Genomic DNA, 21368 nt, shown 5'->3' on the forward strand with positions numbered 1-21368 from the left:
CTGGCTTCGATGAACTTAAGCGTAACCGCTGCCGAAAACTGCGTAACTCGTTGAATTTCAAGGAGTTTTCCGTTTCGACTGCGCCGGAAGTGGGGCGAATTATAGACGTGTAGAATCTGCCGTCAACACTTAATTTCACAAATCTGTCATATCGGTCAAAAAAGCCCATAAAAGCAAAGGCCGGCCCCAAGGGACGGCCTTCTATTGCCTCGCTACTTACAAGCTAGGGAAAGCAAACTGCGAGGCTTCATGGCTGGCACGCTGCGGCCAACGCTGAGTGATCGCCTTGCGGCGGGTATAGAAACGCACGCCATCGGGACCGTAGGCATGCAGGTCACCGAACAACGAACGCTTCCAGCCACCGAAGCTGTGATAAGCCACAGGCACCGGCAGGGGCACGTTGACGCCAACCATGCCCACCTCGATCTCATCACAGAACAGACGCGCAGCTTCACCGTCACGCGTGAAGATGCAGGTGCCATTGCCATACTCGTGATCGTTGATCAGTTGCATCGCTTCTTCCAGGCTGTTGACCCGCACGATGCACAGCACCGGACCAAAGATCTCTTCTTTATAGATGCGCATCTCCGGAGTGACACGATCGAACAGGCAGCCACCCAGGAAGAAACCGTCTTCGTGACCTGCCACAGTCAGACCACGACCATCCACCACCAACTTCGCACCGGCAGCAACACCGTCTTCTACATAACCGCTGACCTTGTCCCGTGCCTGAGCAGTCACCAGCGGCCCCATATCCAGGCCACAGGAGGTGCCGGCACCGATCTTCAATGCCTTGATCTGTGGCACCAGCTTGGCCACCAGAGCATCAGCCACTTGATCACCCACGCACACAGCCACCGAAATCGCCATGCAACGCTCGCCGCAAGAACCGTACGCAGCCCCCATCAAAGCACTGACCGCGTTATCCAGGTCGGCATCGGGCATCAATACCGCATGGTTCTTCGCCCCACCCAACGCCTGAATGCGTTTGCCACGTTTGGTGCCTTCGGCATAGATGTATTCGGCAATCGGAGTCGAACCAACAAAACTCAGAGCCTTGACTTCCGGCGCCTCGATCAGCGCGTCCACCGCCGCCTTGTCACCGTGCACCACGTTCAGCACGCCCTTGGGCAAACCTGCTTCCTGCAGCAACTGAGCAATCAGCAGGGTCGAACTTGGGTCGCGCTCGGATGGCTTGAGGATGAAGCAGTTACCGCAAACGATCGCCAGCGGGTACATCCACAGCGGCACCATGGCCGGGAAGTTGAACGGCGTAATACCGGCAACCACGCCCAACGGCTGGAAGTCGGACCAGGCGTCGATATTCGGGCCAACGTTCTTGCTGTACTCACCTTTCAAGATTTCCGGGGCTGCGCAGGCGTACTCGACGTTCTCGATACCACGCTTCAACTCACCAGCTGCGTCTTCCAGGGTCTTGCCGTGTTCTTCGCTGATCAGTTGAGCAATACGTGCTTCGTTTTGTTCCAGCAGTTGCTTGAAGCGGAACATCACCTGGGCGCGCTTGGCCGGCGGAGTATTACGCCAGGCAGGAAATGCCGACTTGGCGGAATCGATGGCCTGTTGAATCGTTTCACGGCTGGCCAGTGGCACTTTGTGAATCGCCTGACCAGTGGACGGGTTGAATACGTCAGCACTGCGACCGGTGTCGCTTACCAACTCACCGTGGATCAGGTGTTGAATCAGACTCATGCGGGAACTCCAGAAAGAGAGAAGGCACAGGCGCGAATCACTTCGCGCCTGTTGCTATATAAGAAGGATCGAATCAGTCGAGCTTGTTCAGCACTGCACCCACCGCATCGAACAAACGATCGAGGTCCTGCGGCTTGCTATTGAAGGTCGGGCCGAACTGCAGGGTGTCGCCGCCAAAGCGCACGTAGAAGCCCGCTTTCCACAAGGCCATGCCGGCCTCGAATGGACGCACGATTGCATCACCATCACGAGCCGCAATCTGGATCGCACCGGCCAGGCCGTAGTTGCGAATATCGATCACGTTCTTCGCGCCCTTGATGCCGTGCAGCGCATTCTCGAAATGCGGAGCGACTTCAGCCACGCTCTGCACCAGGTTTTCCTTCTGCAGAAGATCCAGTGCCGCCAGGCCAGCAGCACAAGCCACCGGGTGCGCCGAGTAGGTGTAGCCGTGGGGGAATTCCACTGCGTACTCAGGGGTTGCCTGGTTCATGAAGGTCTGATAGATCTCGGAGCTGGCAATCACCGCGCCCATGGGGATCGCGCCATTGGTGACTTGCTTGGCCACGCACATCAGGTCCGGGATCACGCCAAAGCTGTCGGCGCCGAACATCGCACCGGTCCGACCGAAGCCGGTGATCACTTCGTCAAATACCAGCAGGATGCTGTGCTGGTCGCAGATTTCACGTAGGCGCTTGAGGTAGCCCTGTGGCGGCACCAGCACGCCAGCGGAGCCGGCCATTGGCTCGACGAAGACTGCAGCGATGTTGGAAGCGTCATGCAGTTCGATCAGTTTCAGCAGCTCATCGGCCAGGGCAATACCGCCCAACTCCGGCATGCCACGAGAAAAGGCGTTGCTGGCCAGCAACGTGTGCGGCAGGTGGTCGACATCCATCATCGCCTGACCGAACAGCTTACGGTTGCCGTTGACACCGCCCAGGCTGGTACCGGCGATGTTCACCCCGTGATAACCACGGGCGCGGCCGATCATCTTGGTCTTGGTCGACTGGCCTTTCAGGCGCCAGTAGGCACGCACCATCTTCACCGCGGTATCGGCGCACTCGGAGCCGGAGTCAGTGAAGAACACGTGGTTCAGGTTGCCAGGAGTCAGGTCGGTGATTTTTTCCGCCAGCTGGAACGACAGCGGATGACCGTATTGGAAGCCTGGGGAGTAATCCAGGGTGCCCAGTTGCTTGGATACCGCTTCCTGGATTTCCTTGCGCGAGTGACCGGCACCACAGGTCCACAGTCCGGACAGCGAGTCATAGATCTTGCGGCCCTTGTCATCCACCAACCAGCTGCCTTCGGCGCCGACAATCAGGCGCGGGTCACGCTGGAAATTGCGGTTGGCGGTGTAGGGCATCCAGTGGGCATCAAGCTTGAGCTGACTGGCCAGGGACTGTGGAGCGGTTTCCGGCATGTTCATGAGCAAAACCTCGCAAGGCAATTAAAGCGGCGTAGGAATCGAAGCGTTGTTGCAGCTAAATTGCCACGGCTATAAAGTCGGTGAAATCCAACTTTAATAACCTTCAGTCTGGAATTTACTAAACTATGAGCAGCCGTCGAGTCGACCCGCTGGCGCAAGTCAGTGACTTTGATATCCGCCTGCTGCGGATCTTTCGCAGCGTGGTTGAGTGCGGTGGCTTCTCTGCCGCAGAAACCGTGCTCGGCATCGGCCGCTCAGCCATCAGCCAGCAAATGAGCGACCTGGAGCAACGGGTCGGCCTGCGTCTGTGCCAACGGGGACGCGCCGGCTTCTCCCTGACCGAAGAAGGCCGCGAGGTCTACCAATCGACCTTGCAACTGCTCAGCGCCCTGGAAAGCTTTCGCACCGAGGTCAATGGCCTGCATCGCCATCTGCGAGGCGAGTTGATCATCGGCCTCACCGACAATCTGGTGACCTTGCCGCACATGCGCATCACCCACGCCCTTGCGCAATTGAAGGAACGCGGGCCGGACGTGCAGATCCAGATCCGCATGATCGCCCCCAACGAAGTCGAGCAAGGGGTGCTCGACGGTCGCCTGCACGTCGGCGTGGTCCCCCAGGCCAGTGCCCTCTCCGGCCTCGAATACCAACCGCTGTATGACGAGCGCTCGCTGCTCTACTGCGCAGTGGGACATCCACTGTTCTATGTGGATGACAGGCAACTGGACGATCAGCGACTCAACGATCAGGACGCGATTGCCCCGACCTTCCGCCTGCCGGCGGAGATCCAGGCCCACTACCAGGCGCTGAACTGCACCGCCAGTGCATCCGACCGTGAAGGCATGGCCTTCCTGATTCTCACCGGGCGCTATATCGGCTACCTGCCGGACCATTACGCCAGCCTCTGGGTGCAACAAGGGCGGCTACGATCGCTCAAACCCAAATCCCGCTTCTATGACCTGAGCCTGGCATCGGTCACGCGCAAGGGGCGGCGCCCCCATTTGGTGCTGGAAAGCTTCCTGGAGAGCCTGGCAGCGACACGTTGAAAAGCGCATCGACTCCAGCACAGCTACGTAATCAAAGACTTTGAGCTGCAACCCCTGAAAACAACCATGAGCACATGGACAGCTTTCTGCAGCGACCTCGGCATCATCAACCCTCAGTCCGAGCTCCATGCCATGCAGCCAGAAAGTAAAAACCCGCTCAATGACGCAAATCCGGCACTGGAAAGTGACACTCTTAAGGCCCATTGAGGCTTTTATAGTGCCAAGGCTTGTCTGATCAATCTGGGTGCGCTATCAACGCACAGGTTGCACCCACAGACTCGCTCGGAAACCTCCATGACCTTTGAAGTCCCTGCCCACAGCGCTCCTCACCCAGGCAAACCCATCAGCCGCATTCGGCAGAAAAATGAACAGGCCATCATCCGGGCCGCCGAAGACGAGTTCGCCCGTCACGGTTTCAAAGGCACCAGCATGAACACCATCGCGCAGAATGCCGGCTTGCCCAAGGCCAACCTGCACTACTACTTCACCAACAAACTGGGGTTGTACATCGCGGTGCTGAGCAACATCCTCGAACTCTGGGACAGCACCTTCAACACCCTCACCGCCGAGGACGACCCGGCCGAGGCCCTGACGCGCTACATCCGCGCCAAGATGGAGTTCTCTCGACGCCAGCCTCAAGCGTCGCGGATCTTTGCCATGGAAATCATCAGCGGCGGCGAATGCCTCAGCGAGTATTTCAGCCAGGACTACCGCGCCTGGTTCCAGGGCCGGGCCGATGTGTTCCAGGCTTGGATCGACGCCGGCAAGATGGATCCGCTGGATCCGGTACACCTGATTTTCCTGCTGTGGGGCAGCACCCAGCACTACGCCGACTTCGCCACCCAGATCTGCCGCGTTACCGGGCGCTCCCGGCTGACCAAGCAGGACATCGAAGACGCCGCCAACAACCTGATCCGCATCATCCTCAAAGGCTGTGGCCTGACTCCCCCTCTGAAAGACTGACGCGCATGCCCTTTACCCTGACCGGCCTTTGCGAGTACCGCGAAGAGATTCGCAAAAGCCGCTTCATCACCTTCGCCGCCCCCATCAGCAGTGCAGCCGAAGCCCAAACCTTCATCCAGCAGCACAGCGACCTCAATGCCTCCCATAACTGCTGGGCGTGGAAGCTTGCCGACCAGTACCGCAGCAACGACGACGGCGAACCCGGCGGCACCGCCGGACGCCCAATCCTCGCGGCCATCGAAGCCCAAGACTGCGACCAGGTAGCGGTCCTGGTGATCCGCTGGTATGGCGGCATCCAACTGGGCACTGGTGGCCTGGCTCGCGCCTATGGCGGCGGCGCCAACAAATGCCTGCAAGGCGCCGAGCGCATCGCCCTGATCAACCGCGTACCGCTGCGTTGTGCCTGCAGCTTCAGCGAACTGGCCCTGGTCAAGTTGCGGGTCGCCGAACTGGGTGGGCTGCTGGTCCAGGAAGACTTCACCGCCAACGGCGTGGAACTGCAACTGGCCCTGGGTGAAACACAGATCGATGCCCTTCAACAGCAACTGGCCGATCTGAGCCGCGGGCGCATCCTCTTGCTGCGCTGAGCGCACCAATTCAGGCCGGGGCCTTGTGCATAACCCTTCATGGGCGCTTGCAGTTGCCCACATCTACTGTGCACCCGGCTGTGGATAAGCTGAGCACATAGCGCTGTAACCCTTCTGCAACGTGGCTTTGCGGACTTTGTTCATTTTTTGTTCAAAGCCCTCGCGGCAGGCTTTTTTACAACGTAAAACAGCAAGTTAGGCCGGTTTATCGCGGTTGGAACACAAGCCCACCGCGCTTATGCCCAAGTCCCGGGCTTGCACACAAATACTGTGGAGCAAGCTGTGGATAACCCGTGCAAGGCTGCCCCAGCAGCTGATTGCACAGGGGCTGCAGGCAACTGATCATTTTTTGCTCAGGCATCAGTGGACAAAAACAGAGCTTTTTCAAGCACTTTGCCCCGAAGTGGTGCCAGCCCAACCTCCCTCCTAGCCTTCAAGGTGCAAGCTGGCATGGCCGCCAGGCTTTCCTGACTCACTGGCCAGGAAATTGCTTTATCCACAGGCATAACTCCAAGCCTCCCGAGCCTGCCATGCCAAATCCCGCTGTGCCCATCGGGCAAACACCGCGCCTGCAACTGCGCCAGATCAGCAAAAGCTACCCCGGTTGCCTGGCCAACGATGCTATCGACCTGAGCATTGCCCCAGGTGAAATCCAAGCTCTGCTTGGCGAAAACGGCGCCGGCAAAAGTACTTTGATGAAGATCATCTACGGCGTTCTCCAGGCCGATTCGGGGGAACTGATCTGGCAAGGCCAACGCCAGATCATGAGCAGCCCGGCCCAGGCCCGGCGTCTGGGGATCGGTATGGTGTTCCAGCACTTCTCGCTGTTCGAAACCCTCAGTGTGGCGCAGAACATCGCCCTGGCCATGGGCGCAGCGGCCGGTACACCAAGCCAGCTGGAAGGCAAGATCCGCGAAGTCTCTCAGCGCTATGGCATGCCCCTGGAGCCCCAGCGGCTGGTGCACAGCCTGTCCATCGGCGAGCGCCAGCGGGTAGAGATCGTGCGCTGCCTGATGCAAGACATCCGCTTGTTGATCCTCGACGAGCCCACCTCGGTGCTGACCCCGCAGGAAGCCGAAGAGCTGTTCATCACCTTGCGCTGCCTGGCCAGCGAAGGCTGCAGCATCCTGTTCATCAGCCACAAACTCGCCGAGGTTCGCGCCCTGTGCCACAGCGCCACGGTGCTGCGCAGCGGGCGCGTGGCCGGCCATTGTCGACCGGCGCAATGCTCGGACCACGAGCTGGCAAGGCTGATGGTGGGCGACGCGGCCGCCATGATCACCAACTATCCGAAGGCCCGCGGGACCGATGAATTCCTGCGGATCAGCGGCTTGAGCTGGCACAACCCCGATCCCTTCGGCTGCTCCCTCAAGGACATTGACCTGAGCCTGTGCAGCGGCGAAATCGTCGGCATCGCCGGGGTCGCCGGCAATGGCCAGGACGAACTGCTGGCCCTGCTCAGTGGCGAGCAATGCCTACCTCGCAGCGCTGCCGAACGCATCACTTTCGCTGACCAGCCCGTGGGCCATCTGCGCCCCGATGCCCGTCGCCACCGGGGGCTGGCCTTCGTTCCCGCCGAACGCCTGGGCCATGGCGCGGTGCCGGAACTGAGCCTGGAAGACAATGCCCTGCTCACCGCCTTCCAACAGGGGCTGGTGCGCAACGGCCTGATTCAAAGGCATAAGGTGCGAACCCTGGCCGAACAGATCATCCAGCGCTTCGGGGTAAAGACCGGCGATGCCCAAAGCCCGGCCCGCAGCCTGTCCGGCGGCAACCTGCAGAAATTCATCCTCGGCCGCGAGATCCTCCAGCAGCCGCGCCTCCTGATCGCCGCACACCCGACCTGGGGCGTGGATGTCGGCGCTGCCGCAACCATTCACCAAGCACTGATCGCCCTGCGCGATGCTGGCGCCGCGATTCTGGTGATCTCCGAAGACTTGGATGAGCTGTTTCAGGTCAGTGATCGCCTCGCCGCCTTGTGCAGCGGTCGTCTATCGGCGTTGAAAACCTGTGCCGACACCTCCCTGATCGAAGTCGGCGGCTGGATGGCTGGCCACTTCGAAGCCTCTCCTTCACCCACCGCGCTGGCGGTTTAACGGAGTCGTCCATGCTGCTTTCACTCGAACCCCGCGGCCGGCAATCGCGGCTGATGCTCTGGTGCTCGCCCCTGTTGGCCGCGCTGCTGACCCTCGGTTGCGGCGCCCTGCTGTTCAGCGCCCTGGGCCACGACCCGCTGCTGACCTTGCACACCTTGCTGATCGCCCCGGTCAGCGACCTGTATGGGGTTTCCGAACTGCTGGTCAAAGCGCTGCCGATCCTGCTCTGCGCCCTGGGCCTGGCCGTGGCCTACCAGGCGCGCATCTGGAACATCGGCGCCGAAGGCCAACTGCTGCTCGGCGCCCTGGCCGGCAGCGCCCTGGCGGTAAACCTCATCGAGCTACAAAGCCGCTGGGCGCTGGTACTGATCCTGCTCACCGGAACCCTGGCCGGCGCCGCCTGGGCCGGGCTCACCGCGTGGTTGCGCACACGCTTCAACGCCAATGAAATCCTCACCAGCATCATGCTCAACTACATTGCCCTGAACCTGTTGCTGTACTGCGTTCATGGACCGTTGAAGGACCCGGCGGGATTCAACTTTCCCGAGTCGGCAATGTTCGGCGACGCCAGCCGCCTGCCGTTGTTGATGGAAGACGGCCGAGTACACGCCGGAGTGTATTTCGCTCTGCTGGCCCTGGTGGCGGTCTGGGTGCTATTGCAGAAAAGCTTTGTTGGCTTCCAGATCAAAGTGCTCGGCCTGGACCCGCGCGCCGCCGGCTTCGTCGGCTTTCGCCAGAAACCCCTGATCTGGCTGGCACTGTTGATCAGCGGTGGGCTGGCGGGCCTGGCCGGGGTCTGTGAAGTCACCGGCCCCATTGGCCAACTGGTACCGCAAGTCTCCCCTGGCTACGGCTACGCCGCGATCACCGTGGCCTTTCTCGGACGCCTGAATCCCATAGGCATCGTATTTTCCAGCCTGCTGATGGCGTTGCTCTATATAGGAGGTGAAAGCGCGCAGATGAGCCTCAACCTGCCCCAGGCCATCACCCAATTGTTCCAGGGAATGATGCTGTTCTTCCTCCTCGCCAGTGACGTGCTGATTCTCTATCGGCCGCGCCTGAACCTGCGCTGGGCGCGCCGCGACTCTACCGCCACCGCTACCGCCGGAGCCCTGTGATGGATATCGATCTGCTGAGCAATATTCTCTACGCCATGGTCCGTTGCGGTACGCCGTTGCTGCTGGTGGCCCTGGGCGAACTGATCTGTGAAAAGAGCGGCGTCCTCAACCTCGGTCAGGAAGGCATGATGCTGTTCGGCGCGGTGATCGGTTTTATCGTTGCCCTCAACAGCGGCCATTTGTGGCTTGGCGTACTGCTGGCAATGGCGTCTGGAATGCTGCTGTCGGCACTGTTTGCCCTGGTGGCCCTGGTGTTCAACGCCAATCAGGTGGCTACCGGGCTGGCGTTGACCATCTTCGGGGTTGGCTTGTCGAGCTTTGTCGGCGCGGCCTGGGTCGGCAAGCCCCTGACCGGATTCGAGCCCCTGGCGATTCCCCTCTTGAGTGAAATCCCACTGATCGGCCGCATGCTGTTTGCCCAGGATCTGCTGGTGTACCTGTCCTTCGCGCTGTTCGCCGTGGTGGCCTGGGTGATCCTCAAGAGCCGGGTCGGCCTGATCATCCAGGCCGTCGGCGAAAGCCCCGACGCCGCTAGCGCCATGGGCCTGCCGGTGCTGCGGGTGCGCACCCTCGCGGTACTGTTCGGCGGCGCCATGGCCGGGCTGGCCGGCGCCTACCTGTCCCTGGCTTACACGCCGATGTGGGCCGAGAACATGAGCGCCGGCCGCGGCTGGATCGCCCTGGCGCTGGTGGTATTCGCCAGCTGGCGCGTGTGGCGATTGTTGCTCGGCGCCTACCTGTTCGGCCTGGCGAGCATCCTGCACCTGGTGGCCCAGGGTCTGGGCCTGGCAATACCGTCCAACCTGCTGGCGATGCTGCCCTATGCCGCGACCATTCTGGTGCTGGTGCTACTGTCCCGGAACGCCTTGCGCACCCGTCTGTACGCACCCGTCTCCCTGGGCCAGCCGTGGCAAGCAGGGCATTAAATGACCGCCACAGCCCCCCTAGGCGCAGGCTTATTGGCGATGCCTTTAACCGGCCACAACTGCGCCACGCACCAGGCCAGCTCGAAAAACAGGATCACCCCGATCAACGCCGTGGCGCCATGGACCAGGGCATAAATCTGCCAGGTGGCGAACAGAATACGCCCCGCCGCGTCATAACGTCCGAATGCCAGCTGCGGATCACGAATCCGCAGCACCGACCACACACAGACAATCGAGCCCATCAGGTTGGCCATTAACATGTGCATGGGTGCGAACGGCGGCAACTCCCCCGGCAGGTTGAAAGCCAGGGCCGTGTCCTGCATCAGCCCATGCAACATCATGAAACTCCAGGGGGTAACAAAGGCCAGGGTTACCAGCAAGTCGTACCAGCCGCTGGCCCGGACCAATTTTCGGTACTGTTCGGTCGTCCACATAGATGTCGCTCCATCGATTCAAGGAGCGCGCAGGCTAAAGCCTGGAGTATGCTCCAGGGTCAAGCCCTTTCGAGACCCCAGCATGCGTATTGGAGAACTGGCCGAAGCCTGCGCCGTCAGCCGCGACACCTTGCGCTTCTACGAGCAGCGCGGATTGATTGCATCCCAGCGCAGTGCCAACGGCTATCGTGTCTATGCGCCAGAGATGGTGCAGTTGGTGCTCTACATCAAGACGGCGCAACGCTTGGGTTTCAGCCTGGGGGAAATCGGCAGCAGCGTCGGTGCGCTGTGGCAGGCCGCCGACCCTGACCAGGCCGTGAGCCAACTACTGCAAGACAAGCTGACCCTGATCGAAACCCGCATCAGCGAATTGGGCCACTTGCGCCAGGAGCTGCAACAACGGCTCGGGCGAGCCTGCCCATTGAATCCATGATCCTCATTTATCAAGGAACCTCATCATGTCCACGGCAAAAACCGCACTGATCATCGGCGCTTCCCGGGGCCTGGGCCTCGGCCTGGTCCAGCGCCTGCTGGAAGACGGCTGGCAGGTCACCGCCACCGTGCGCAACCCGCACAAGGCCGAGGCCCTGCAAGCCCTGGGCAACGTGCAGATCGAGCAACTGGACATGGACGATCAGCAAGCAGTGATCGCCCTGAGCCAGAAGCTCAAGGATCAGGTGTTCGACCTGCTGTTCGTCAATGCCGGGGTCAAGGGCCCGGACAACCAACTGCCGGGCCACGCGACCCTGGCCGAAGTCGGCCAGTTGTTTTTCACCAACGCGGTGGCGCCGATCAACCTGGCCCAGCGCTTTGTCGGGCAGATCCGCAAGGACAGCGGCGTACTGGCGTTCATGAGTTCGGTACTGGGCAGCGTGACCATTCCGGACGCCCCGGAGATGGCGCTGTACAAGGCCAGCAAGGCCGCGCTGAACTCCATGACCAACAGCTTCGTGACCCAGCTGGAGCAGCAACTCACCGTGCTCTCGTTGCACCCGGGCTGGGTCAAGACCGACATGGGCGGCGAGAACGCCGAGATCGACGTGCCAACCAGCACCCACGGCCTGATCGCCCAAATCAACGCCTACGCCGGCAAGGGCGGCCATCACTTCATCAACTACAAGGGTGAAACCATTCCCTGGTAAGCCCGGCATGAACGGGCCCATACCCCGCACCGCGGGAGCCGGCTTGCCGGCGGATGGGCCCTCGCCGTAAACTGCCCCCCGCGCCCACCCCGGGCGCCCCTGGATCAGCAGACAGGGCATCACTGAGCTGGCTAACCTGAACCCACTTTCAGAGGAGCCGGCCACCATGCCTGCGACCCGTACCTGGTTAAAAAACCCCCTGGCCATCTTTACCGGCAATGCCCTCGACGCCCGTGGCGGCCTGGTGCTGCAAGACGGCCTGATCGTTGAAGTGCTGAGCCTCGGCCAACAGCCTGCGAGCCCTTGCACACAGGTGTTCGATGCCCGCGAGCACGTACTGCTGCCCGGTCTGATCAACACCCACCATCATTTCTACCAAACCCTGACCCGGGCCTGGGCGCCGGTGGTCAACCAGCCGCTGTTCCCCTGGCTGAAGACCCTGTACCCGGTCTGGGCCCGGCTGACCCCGGAAAAGCTCGCCCTGGCGACCAAGGTGGCGCTGGCCGAACTGCTGCTCTCCGGTTGCACCACCGCTGCTGACCACCACTATCTGTTCCCGGATGGCCTGGAAAACGCCATCGACGTGCAAGTCGAAACCGTGCGTGAACTGGGCATGCGCGCCATGCTCACCCGCGGTTCCATGAGCCTTGGCGAAAAGGACGGCGGGCTGCCGCCGCAACAGACCGTGCAGGAAGGTCAGGTGATTCTCGACGACAGTCAGCGCCTGATTCACCAGTACCACGAGCGTGGCGACGGCGCGCAAATCCAGATCGCACTGGCGCCGTGCTCGCCGTTCTCGGTCACCCCGGAAATCATGGCGGCCAGCGCCGAACTGGCCAACGGACTCGATGTGCGCCTGCACACGCACCTCGCCGAGACCCTCGACGAAGAAGACTTCTGCCTGCAGCGCTTCGGCCTGCGCACCGTGGATTATCTGGACAGTGTCGGCTGGCTCGGGCCGCGTACCTGGCTGGCCCACGGCATCCATTTCAACCCCGATGAAATCGCCCGCCTGGGCGCTGCCGGCACCGGCATCTGCCATTGTCCGAGTTCGAACATGCGCCTGGCGTCGGGCATCTGCCCCAGTATCGAGCTGACCGATGCGGGTGCGCCGTTTGGCTTGGGCGTGGATGGCTCGGCGTCCAATGATGCGTCGAACATGATCCTCGAAGCGCGCCAGGCGCTGTACATCCAGCGCCTGCGCTACGGCGCCGAGAAGATCACTCCGGAGCGGGTACTGGGCTGGGCGACCCGGGGGTCGGCGAGCCTGTTGGGGCGCAAAGACATCGGCGAACTGGCGGTGGGCAAGCAGGCGGATCTGGCCTTGTTCAAACTCGATGAGCTGCGCTTCTCGGGTAGCCATGACCCGGTTTCGGCACTGCTGTTGTGCGCGGCGGATCGGGCGGATCGGGTCATTATTGGCGGCCAGTGGCGGGTGATCGATGGTCAAGTCGAAGGGCTGGACCTGAAAAAACTGATCGCCGATCACAGCCAGGCGGCCCGGCAACTGATTGCCGGCACCTGATCTTCGCTTCCAACGGCGAGGGGGCGCATCCCTCGCCTGCGCGTTGAGCGGAATCGGATCGAGGAAACATGTTAGTTTCCCACCCCCGCAAACGAGCCGTTATAAGGACATTACGTGAAACAAAGGCACGGACTGGCGCTGTGCGTCGCGCTGCTGATTTCAGGCTGTGAAAAACCGGAGGTTGTGGGCCCGGCCAGCAAAGCGCTGTCACCTGCAAAAGTTGCAGAAATTGCCTCGACCATCAGCCGTAAATACCCGGACCTTTCCCCGCAAACCCGCGATACCGTGCTGAACACGGTCGTCCGTTCGCTGGACAACATGGTGTTGATTGAAGGTGGCGAATTCCAGATGGGTGATTTCGGTTGGCCCCGTGGCTTCGACCCACAAGCCTTGTGCCAATGGCCCTGTGGCGTGGACCCGGGAAAAATGGAGCGGATCAGCCTCGCCATCGACAACGATTTCGTTCACCCCGTCAAATTGAGCAGCTATTACCTGTCCTCGCTGCAAACCACCTTGGGCGACTTCGATCTGTTCTTCCTCGCGCAAGGCAAGCCGCCATTCGACGCTGCACTGCGCAAGCGCGCCGACATGCAGCACCTCTACCAGGAAAACCTACCCGCCCCAGCGTCTAAAGAATGGCAGGAGGCCAAGGATTACTGCGGCTGGCTGGCAGACCTCAGCGGCTATCCGGTGGATCTTCCCACCGAGGCCCAATGGGAATATGCGGCGCGCAACCGTGGCCAGCCGGTCATGTTCGCGACCGACAACGGCAACCTGGACTACGGCCGCAACTTTCCGGCGCCTGACGACAACAAAACCTTCGCCGTGGACAGGTTTGCGCCCAATCCGCTTGGCCTCTACAACCTCACCGGCAATGCCAGTGAATGGGTCAACGATTGGTACGATAAACACTACTATCGCGAATCTCCCGTCGAGAACCCGCAGGGGCCTGAAACCGGCATTTATCGGGCGCAACGTGGAGCCAACAACGAGTTTGCCAACGACCCGACCTTTTCGCCTTCGGCCAGCACCGTCCGCCGCTGGCGTTGGGGGGCACTCGCGGCCTGGAATGCCCCCGGTGTCAGCTTTCGCTGCGCCATCCAGTCAGCGCAAGCGCTTTAAAGTCCCAGCAGCGACAGCATGATGAAGGTCGCAAACAGCACGAAGTGAGTCATACCCTCGATGGCGTTGGTTTCGCCATCGTTGAGGTTGATCGCGCTGACGATCAGGGTGATGAACACCATCACCGTCTGCACCGGCGTCATGGCCATCTGGAACGGCTGACCGGTGTACAGCGCCATGGCTTCCATCACCGGCACCGTGAGGATTACCGTCGACAGGGAGGCGCCCAACGCCACGTTGACCACCGACTGCATGCGGTTGGCGAGGGCGGCGCGCAGGGCGGTGAGAATCTCCGGCGCGGCGGAAATCGCCGCCACCAGGATCGCCGTGATCACCGGCGGTGCGCCGGTGCCTTCCAGGCCCAGGTCCAGGGTCTTGGACATCACCTCGGCCAGAGCGCCGATCACCACCACCCCGAACACCAGAATGCCGATACTCCAGCTCAGGTTGACGGCGTGGGGCTGTTCCTGGGCTTCTTTATGGCGGCGTTTTTCCGGGTAGCTGTAGCTGAAGAAATAGCTGTGGGGCCCGACCTGCATGCGCAGGAACAAGGTATAGAGCACCACCATCGCACCGATGGTGAAGGCCGAGTAGACCTTCCAGTCAGTCTCGGGAATGAACTCCGGCACCACCATGGAAACCCCCATGGCGGTGAGGATCATCACGCTGTAGGTGCGCGCCGAATCATCGTTATAGGGCTGCTCGCCATGCTTGATGCCGCCCATCAGCGCGGCCAGGCCGAGGATACCGTTGATGTCCAGCATCACCGCCGAGTAGATGGTGTCGCGCACCAGGGTCGGCGAGGCCTCGTTGTTCATCATGATCGCCAGGATCACCACCTCTACCAGCACCGCGGCCAGGGTCAGGATCATGGTGCCGTAGGGGTCGCCAACCTTTTCCGCCAGCAGTTCAGCGTGGTGGGCGACGCGCATCGAGGCGATGACGATAAAGCCGATCAGCACCAGCCCGGCGCTCAGGGCGACGCCTTGGCCACTGTTGAGCAGCAAGTGTTCCAGGGGATAGGCGGCCACAGCGGCCAGCAGCGCAAGCAGCAGAAGCTTTTCTTGCTTGAGGGAAGTGAGCATTGCAGTCCTTTGACAAAAATAAAAACGAGTACAGGAGATGAGTGAAAGGCTGCTTCGAGTCACTAACGTTTCGTTACATGTTAGTGCACCAGCCTCAGGCGCCGCGCACCGGGTTGGTTCCTGAAAAGCGCTTCGCCGGCAAGCCGGCTCCTACACCCGTGCCTGTAGGAGCTGGCTTGCCAGCGAAAAGCGCGCGCCAAAACCCCATAGCAACCGCCTCGCCAGCGCAGCCCCCACTTTGTTGTCCTGTTGGTCAGCTATTTGCATTGCCCTCCAGCGCTTGCCACCCCAGCCAACCCCCACAACAAGATGGAGCTTCAATTCATGCATATACGCCCGTTGCACAAGCTGCTCTGCGCCCTGGTCGCCGCCGCCGGCCTGAGTGCCAGCCTCGCCGCCAGCGCCGCCGATCCGCTAAAGGTCGGTTTCGTCTATATCGGCCCCATCGGCGACCACGGCTGGACCTATCAGCATGAACAGGGGCGCAAGGCGCTCGTGGAAAAGTTCGGCGACCAGATCAAGACCACCTATGTGGAAAACGTTGCTGAAGGCGCCGATGCCGAGCGGGTGATCCGCAACATGGCCAAGGACAATTACGACCTGATCTTCACCACCTCTTTCGGCTACATGAACCCAACGCTGAAAGTGGCCAAGCAGTTTCCCAAGGTGACCTTCGAACACGCCACCGGCTACAAGCAGGACAAGAACCTCGGCACCTACCTGGCACGCACTTATGAAGGCCGGTATGTCGGCGGTTTCCTCGCGGCGAAGATGACCAAGAGCAAGAAGATCGGCTACGTCGCCTCCTTCCCGATCCCGGAAGTGATCCGCGACATCAATGCCATCCAACTGGCCCTGAACAAATACAACCCGGGCACCGAGATCAAGGTGGTATGGGTCAATTCCTGGTTCGACCCGGGCAAGGAAGCCGACGCCGCCAATGCCCTGATCGACCAGGGTGCCGACGTGATCTTCCAGCACACCGACAGCCCGGCGCCGATCCAGGCTGCGCAGCGCCGTGGCGTCTATGCCGTGGGCTACGCCTCGGACATGGCCCACTTCGGCCCCAAGGCGGTGCTGACTTCCATCGTCAACAACTGGGGACCGCACTACATCCAAGCCACCGAGGGGGTGCTGGAGCACAGCTGGAAATCCCAGGACTACTGGGGTGGCTTGAAAGAAGGTACGGTTGAGTTGCCCCTCAGCGACCTGCTGCCGGCCCCGGTGAAGGCCGAAGCCGAACAGATCATCGCCAGCATCAAGAGTGGCGAGTTCCACCCGTTCACCGGCCCGATCAAGGACCAGGCCGGGGTTGAGAAAATCGCCGCTGGCGTCAGCGCCAGCAATGCCGAGCTAGCCTCGATGAACTACTACGTCGAAGGCATGCGGGCAGACATCCCGCAATAACCATCGCTGCTACCGCAGGCTGCGATAAGGATCACGAGGCCTTACCCCCTTAGAAGCAGCATCGCCTGCGGCAGCGGCTACAAAAACCAACAGGATGAGAGCATTTTCATGAATCAACTGCCGATCATCGACATCAGCCCGCTGTATCAGGATGCACAGAAAGGCTGGGACAGCGTGGCCCGCAAGATCGACCGCGCCTGTCGCGAGTGGGGGTTCTTCTACATCCAGGGCCACCCGATCAGCCCGCAACGCATCGAGCAACTGCTGGACAGCGCCAAGCATTTCTTCGCCCTGCCCAGCAGCGAAAAACTCAAGATCGACATCACCCAGACGCGCCATCACCGGGGTTATGGTGCTATCGCAACCGAGCAGCTCGACCCGGACAGGCCCAGCGACCTCAAGGAAACCTTCGACATGGGCCTGCACCTGCCGAACGAGCATCCGCAAGTGCTGGCGAGCAAGCCCCTGCGCGGCCCCAATCGTCATCCGGACCTGCCGGGCTGGGAAACGCTGATGGAACAGCACTACCTCGACATGCAGGCCCTGGCCCAGACCCTGCTGCGGGCCATGACCCTGGCCCTGGACATCGAGCGCGACTTCTTCGACAGGCGCTTCCAGGAGCCCGTCAGCGTGCTGCGGCTGATCCACTATCCACCGCGCCACACTGCCAGTTCCGAGGAGCAGCAAGGCGCCGGCGCCCATACCGACTACGGCTGCATCACCTTGCTCTATCAGGATGCCGCCGGCGGCCTACAGGTGCGCAACGTCCAGGGCCAGTGGATCGACGCGCCGCCCATCGATGGCACCTTCGTGGTCAACCTTGGGGACATGATGGCGCGCTGGAGCAACGACCGTTACCTGTCGACCCCGCACCGGGTCATCAGCCCGCTGGGGGTGGATCGCTACTCGATGCCGTTCTTCGCCGAGCCGCACCCGGACACCCGCATCGAGTGCCTGCCCGGCTGCCAGGATGCCTTGCATCCGGCCAAGTACCCGGCAACCACCTGTGCCGAATTCCTCCTGTCGCGCTTTGCCGACACCTACGCCTATCGCCGGGAGCAGGAGCAGGCCTGATCCCCCCTCGGTCAGGTTTTACCGAACATTTGCGCCGCCAGCTGTAGAATGGCGGCTTTTTCCGGCCTGGTGAAAACCCGGCGAGAACCGCGAGCCGCAGCCGATCCTCCTATAGAGAGGCACGGCCCACGGCAGCGCACCACCCTCGCAGCGCCTGCCTGCACCTGATGAGACAACACCATGTATGACTGGCTGAACGCCTTGCCCAAGGCCGAGTTGCACTTGCACCTGGAAGGTTCCCTGGAGCCGGAGCTGCTGTTCGCCCTGGCCGAACGCAACAAGATCGCCCTGCCTTGGAACGATGTCGAAACCCTGCGCAAGGCCTACGCCTTCAACAACCTGCAAGAGTTCCTCGACCTGTACTACCAGGGCGCCGACGTGCTGCGCACCTCCCAGGACTTCTACGACCTGACCTGGGCCTACCTGCTGCGCTGCAAAGAGCAGAACGTGATCCACACCGAACCCTTCTTCGACCCGCAGACCCACACCGACCGTGGCGTGCCTTTCGAAGTGGTGCTCAACGGCATCGCCAGCGCACTGAAAGACGGCGAGCAGCAACTGGGCATCACCAGCGGCCTGATCCTCAGTTTCCTGCGCCACTTGAGCGAAGAAGAAGCGCAGAAAACCCTCGACCAGGCGCTGCCGTTCCGCGATGCCTTTGTCGCCGTGGGCCTGGACAGCTCGGAAATGGGCCATCCGCCGAGCAAGTTCCAGCGGGTCTTCGACCGCGCGCGTAGCGAAGGCTTCCTGACCGTCGCCCACGCCGGCGAGGAAGGTCCGCCCGAGTACATCTGGCAAGCCCTGGACCTGTTGAAGATCCAGCGCATCGACCACGGCGTGCGCGCCTTCGAAGACGAGCGGCTGATGCAGCGGATCATCGACGAACAGATCCCGCTGACCGTGTGCCCGCTGTCCAACACCAAGCTCTGCGTGTTCGACCACATGTCCCAGCACAACATCCTGCAAATGCTCGAACGCGGGGTGAAGGTCACGGTCAACTCCGATGACCCGGCCTACTTCGGCGGCTACGTCACCGAGAACTTCCACGCCCTGCACACCGACCTGGGAATGACCCAGGACCAGGCACGACGCCTGGCGCAGAACAGCCTGGATGCACGACTGGTCAAGCCGTAACGGCCTTCGCCGGCAAGCCGGCTCCTACAGGTTCGTGTAGGAGCCGGCTTGCCGGCGAACCGCTCCACCGCCTCTCACTATCAGCCCCCCGCCTCGCTCAACTCCTCCAACGTCTTGCCCCGGGTTTCCATCCCGAACAGCCACACCACCCCCGCCGCGATCACAAAGCACAACGCCCCCAAGGCGAATACGCCACCCTGCCCGGTAATCGGAAACAGCAGTCCCGTCACCAGCGGCCCCAGCAGCGAGCCAATCCGGCCAACTGCCGAGGCGAAACCCGAACCCGTGGCCCGGGCCGAAGTCGGGTACAACTCAGGCGTGTAGGTGTAGAGCACCGCCCACATGCCGAACAAGAAGAATTGCATCAGCAATCCGCTGCCGATCAACAGGCTGACGTTGCCGCCAAACACCGCACTCTGCCCGTAGAAGAAGGCCATGACGCCACCTCCCAGCAAGGTAACGATGCACACCGGTTTGCGTCCCCAGCGCTCCACCAGCCAGGCGGCCATGAGAAACCCGGGAATCCCCCCCAAAGAAATCAGCACCGTGTAGTACACCGACTGGGTCACGGCAAAACCTGACTGTTGCAGCAAGGCACTGAGCCAGGAAGTCAGTCCGTAGAAGCCCAGCAACGCGAAGAACCACAGGCTCCAGATCATCAAGGTGCGCTGGCGGTAGAGCGGCGACCAGATCTGCTTCAGTGCGGAAAAAAAGTGCCCCGGGGTACTCTCGATACGCGGCAGGCGCACCGGTTCCGGCAGCTCGGCCACGCCCAGGGACATCCGCACCTTGTCCTCGATACCCCGCAGCACCTGATCCGCGTCGGCGTGACGCCCGGCCTGCTCCAGCCAGCGCGGCGACTCGGGAATGAAGAAGCGGATCACCAGCACGAACACCGCCGGGATCGCCAGCACCAGGAAGATCTCGCGCCAGCCGATCAGTGGCAGGAGGAAGTACGACAGCACCCCGGCAGCGACAAACCCCAAGGGCCAGAAGCCGTCCATCAAGGCGATGTAGCGTCCCCGCCGTTGCGCCGGGATCATCTCCGAGAGCATCGACTGGGCGATGGGAAACTCCATGCCCATGCCGATTCCCAGCAGCACCCGAAATAGAGTCAGGCTGTCCACGCTCTGGGCGGTAGAGCACAGGTAACTGGCCACGCCCCAGAGCACGATGCTCCACTGGAACACCGGCTTGCGCCCGAAGCGGTCGGCGAGCATGCCCGACAGCGAGGCCCCCAGTACCATGCCGAAGAAACTCGAACTGGCCAGCAGGCCGGCCTGGGCCGAACTCAGGCCGAACTCGGTTTTGATCGAACCGAGGAGGAAGGTCATCATCGCCAGGTCCATGGAGTCGAAGAAAAACGCCAGGGCAATGATGATGAAGATCACCCGGTGATAACCGCTGATGGGTAACCGCTCCAGGCGCTCTGCGGCGCTGTATCCCTGTATGCCCATGCACCGTCCCCCGGTTGAATGCTTGACCGTTGGAGTGTGCAGGATCGAGGCCGGGACTGATTGCCGAGGGCGACCTGTTCGCGTCCGTCAGCGACGCCGGGGGTTCGCCGGCAAGCCGGCTCCTACGGGCGCCGGGCGCTGATCTCGGCGCAGCGGCTCTGGAGCAGATCCCGCAACAGCTTCACCGGCTTGCTCAGGTGCGCGCGATGGGTGCACAGCAGGTTCAGCGACGCGCCTTCGCAGCGCAGTTCCGGCAGCAGTATCTGCAGGCGCCCGGCCAGCACATCGCCCGCCACATCCAGCCAGGACTTGTAGGCAATCCCTTCTCCGGCCACCGCCCAACGCCGCACCACATCGGCATCGTCGCTGAGGCGGTCGCCACTGACAGTCAGGCTCACCTCGCGCTTACCGTCATAAAAGCTCCAGAGGTCGTGAGCCCGGCTGTCGAGCATGTACAGCAGGCAGTTGTGCTGGGCCAGTTGCTCCAACTGGCGCGGCTCGCCGCGGCGGGCCAGGTAGCTGGGGGCGGCACACAGCACCCGGCGATTGTCCGGGGCGATCGGCAGCGCCACCAGGCTGGAATCTTCCGGCTCGCCGTAGCGCAGGGCAATGTCCACCGGTTGGCGAAACAGATCGGCAATCCGGTCCCCCAGCAGCAGGCGCACGCTGAGCTTGGGATGCTCGCGCTGGAACTCGTCGAGCCAGGGCAACAGCAGGTTGCGACCAAAATCCGAGGGGGCCGACAGTTGCAGGACACCGCTGACCTGGTCCTGGCCGCTGGCCAGCAGGCGCCGTCCTTCATCCAGGTTGCTCAGCGCAGCCCGGGCGTACTCAAGGAACCCTTCACCCTCAGCGGTCAGCCGCAGACTGCGGGTGGAACGGGCCAGCAGGCGCGCGCCCAGATGCTCTTCGATGCGCTTGAGGGCAGCGCTGGCCACCGCCGGCGACAGGTCCATGACCCGGGCCGCCGCCGACAGGCTGCCGAGGTCCGCGGCACGCACGAACAGTTGCAGGTCATCGAATCGCAGCATGGGCCAGCCTCAGCATTATCAAAAAAATATTGAAAGAGACTGCTCTTTTAGCCGGTTTTATCTCCGGGAGAAATAGCCAATTATCTCT

At 61.8% G+C, this 21368-nt stretch carries 19 protein-coding genes; 13 read left to right on the top strand and 6 right to left on the bottom strand.

Annotated elements, in window-relative coordinates; all coding sequences use genetic code 11:
* Window positions 1-216: 216 nt before the first annotated feature.
* Both GV819_RS31900 and GV819_RS31905 read right to left on the bottom strand, forming a co-directional pair.
* The gene (locus GV819_RS31900; protein ID WP_161760008.1) at window positions 217-1710 is read right to left on the bottom strand and encodes a CoA-acylating methylmalonate-semialdehyde dehydrogenase; all 1494 of its coding nucleotides are present in this window, start codon (window positions 1708-1710) and stop codon (window positions 217-219) included.
* A 73-nt stretch (window positions 1711-1783) separates the two neighbouring features.
* A complete protein-coding gene (locus GV819_RS31905) occupies window positions 1784-3133 on the bottom strand; it encodes an aspartate aminotransferase family protein (protein ID WP_161760009.1) in 1350 nt (449 codons plus the stop codon).
* Between the two features lie 125 nt (window positions 3134-3258).
* Between GV819_RS31905 and GV819_RS31910 the strand changes: the two genes are divergently transcribed.
* The 6 genes from GV819_RS31910 (at window position 3259) to GV819_RS31935 (ending at window position 9869) form a co-directional block, all read left to right on the top strand.
* Window positions 3259-4179 (top strand): LysR family transcriptional regulator, encoded by a 921-nt coding sequence (locus GV819_RS31910; protein ID WP_161760010.1) that lies wholly within the window; start codon window positions 3259-3261, stop codon window positions 4177-4179.
* 294 nt (window positions 4180-4473) lie between these two features.
* Entirely contained in the window at window positions 4474-5142 is a 669-nt protein-coding gene (locus tag GV819_RS31915) for a TetR/AcrR family transcriptional regulator (protein ID WP_161760011.1), read from the top strand.
* Between the two features lie 5 nt (window positions 5143-5147).
* Window positions 5148-5729, top strand: coding sequence for an IMPACT family protein (locus GV819_RS31920; RefSeq protein ID WP_161760012.1), 582 nt, complete (start codon window positions 5148-5150; stop codon window positions 5727-5729).
* 530 nt (window positions 5730-6259) lie between these two features.
* Window positions 6260-7825 carry an ABC transporter ATP-binding protein gene (locus GV819_RS31925; protein WP_161760013.1) on the top strand — a complete coding sequence of 522 codons (1566 nt, stop codon included), beginning with the start codon at window positions 6260-6262 and terminating at the stop codon, window positions 7823-7825.
* An 11-nt stretch (window positions 7826-7836) separates the two neighbouring features.
* A complete protein-coding gene (locus GV819_RS31930) occupies window positions 7837-8943 on the top strand; it encodes an ABC transporter permease (RefSeq protein WP_161760014.1) in 1107 nt (368 codons plus the stop codon).
* Window positions 8943-9869 carry an ABC transporter permease gene (locus tag GV819_RS31935; protein ID WP_161760015.1) on the top strand — a complete coding sequence of 309 codons (927 nt, stop codon included), beginning with the start codon at window positions 8943-8945 and terminating at the stop codon, window positions 9867-9869. The genes GV819_RS31930 and GV819_RS31935 overlap by 1 nt, the downstream gene beginning before the upstream one ends.
* Here the strand turns inward: GV819_RS31935 and GV819_RS31940 are convergent.
* Window positions 9866-10303, bottom strand: coding sequence for a hypothetical protein (locus GV819_RS31940; protein WP_161760016.1), 438 nt, complete (start codon window positions 10301-10303; stop codon window positions 9866-9868). The two genes, GV819_RS31935 and GV819_RS31940, sit on opposite strands and share 4 nt — an antisense overlap.
* 82 nt (window positions 10304-10385) lie before the next feature.
* On the opposite strand from GV819_RS31940, the gene GV819_RS31945 reads away from it, so the two are divergent.
* From GV819_RS31945 to GV819_RS31960, 4 genes are all read left to right on the top strand, one after another.
* Window positions 10386-10736 (top strand): MerR family transcriptional regulator, encoded by a 351-nt coding sequence (locus GV819_RS31945; RefSeq protein ID WP_161760017.1) that lies wholly within the window; start codon window positions 10386-10388, stop codon window positions 10734-10736.
* 25 nt (window positions 10737-10761) lie between these two features.
* Window positions 10762-11445: an SDR family oxidoreductase gene (locus GV819_RS31950; protein WP_161760018.1), complete on the top strand. Its 684-nt coding sequence runs from the start codon at window positions 10762-10764 to the stop codon at window positions 11443-11445.
* Between the two features lie 166 nt (window positions 11446-11611).
* Complete coding sequence (locus GV819_RS31955) at window positions 11612-12970, top strand: 8-oxoguanine deaminase (RefSeq protein WP_161760019.1); 1359 nt, start codon at window positions 11612-11614, stop codon at window positions 12968-12970.
* A 114-nt stretch (window positions 12971-13084) separates the two neighbouring features.
* Complete coding sequence (locus GV819_RS31960) at window positions 13085-14092, top strand: formylglycine-generating enzyme family protein (protein WP_161760020.1); 1008 nt, start codon at window positions 13085-13087, stop codon at window positions 14090-14092.
* On the opposite strand, the gene GV819_RS31965 is transcribed toward GV819_RS31960, so the two are convergent.
* Window positions 14089-15177, bottom strand: coding sequence for a calcium:proton antiporter (locus tag GV819_RS31965; protein ID WP_161760021.1), 1089 nt, complete (start codon window positions 15175-15177; stop codon window positions 14089-14091). The genes GV819_RS31960 and GV819_RS31965 overlap by 4 nt on opposite strands.
* 324 nt (window positions 15178-15501) lie before the next feature.
* Here GV819_RS31965 and GV819_RS31970 point away from each other — a divergent pair, with 324 nt between their 5' ends.
* The 3 genes from GV819_RS31970 (at window position 15502) to GV819_RS31980 (ending at window position 18792) form a co-directional block, all read left to right on the top strand.
* Window positions 15502-16584 (top strand): BMP family ABC transporter substrate-binding protein, encoded by a 1083-nt coding sequence (locus GV819_RS31970; RefSeq protein WP_161760022.1) that lies wholly within the window; start codon window positions 15502-15504, stop codon window positions 16582-16584.
* Window positions 16585-16692: 108 nt separating this feature from the next.
* The gene (locus tag GV819_RS31975) at window positions 16693-17658 is read left to right on the top strand and encodes a 2-oxoglutarate and iron-dependent oxygenase domain-containing protein (protein ID WP_161760023.1); all 966 of its coding nucleotides are present in this window, start codon (window positions 16693-16695) and stop codon (window positions 17656-17658) included.
* Window positions 17659-17838: 180 nt separating this feature from the next.
* The gene (locus tag GV819_RS31980; protein WP_161760024.1) at window positions 17839-18792 is read left to right on the top strand and encodes an adenosine deaminase; all 954 of its coding nucleotides are present in this window, start codon (window positions 17839-17841) and stop codon (window positions 18790-18792) included.
* Between the two features lie 80 nt (window positions 18793-18872).
* On the opposite strand, the gene GV819_RS31985 is transcribed toward GV819_RS31980, so the two are convergent.
* Together GV819_RS31985 and GV819_RS31990 are read right to left on the bottom strand one after the other, a co-directional pair.
* On the bottom strand, window positions 18873-20249 hold the full coding sequence (locus GV819_RS31985) for an MFS transporter (RefSeq protein WP_161760025.1): 1377 nt from the start codon (window positions 20247-20249) through the stop codon (window positions 18873-18875).
* Between the two features lie 122 nt (window positions 20250-20371).
* Complete coding sequence (locus tag GV819_RS31990) at window positions 20372-21280, bottom strand: LysR family transcriptional regulator (RefSeq protein ID WP_161760026.1); 909 nt, start codon at window positions 21278-21280, stop codon at window positions 20372-20374.
* Window positions 21281-21368: the final 88 nt, after the last annotated feature.

The organism is Pseudomonas sp. Fl5BN2 (assembly GCF_009908205.1).
In the GTDB taxonomy this organism is placed as follows: Bacteria; Pseudomonadota; Gammaproteobacteria; order Pseudomonadales; family Pseudomonadaceae; genus Aquipseudomonas.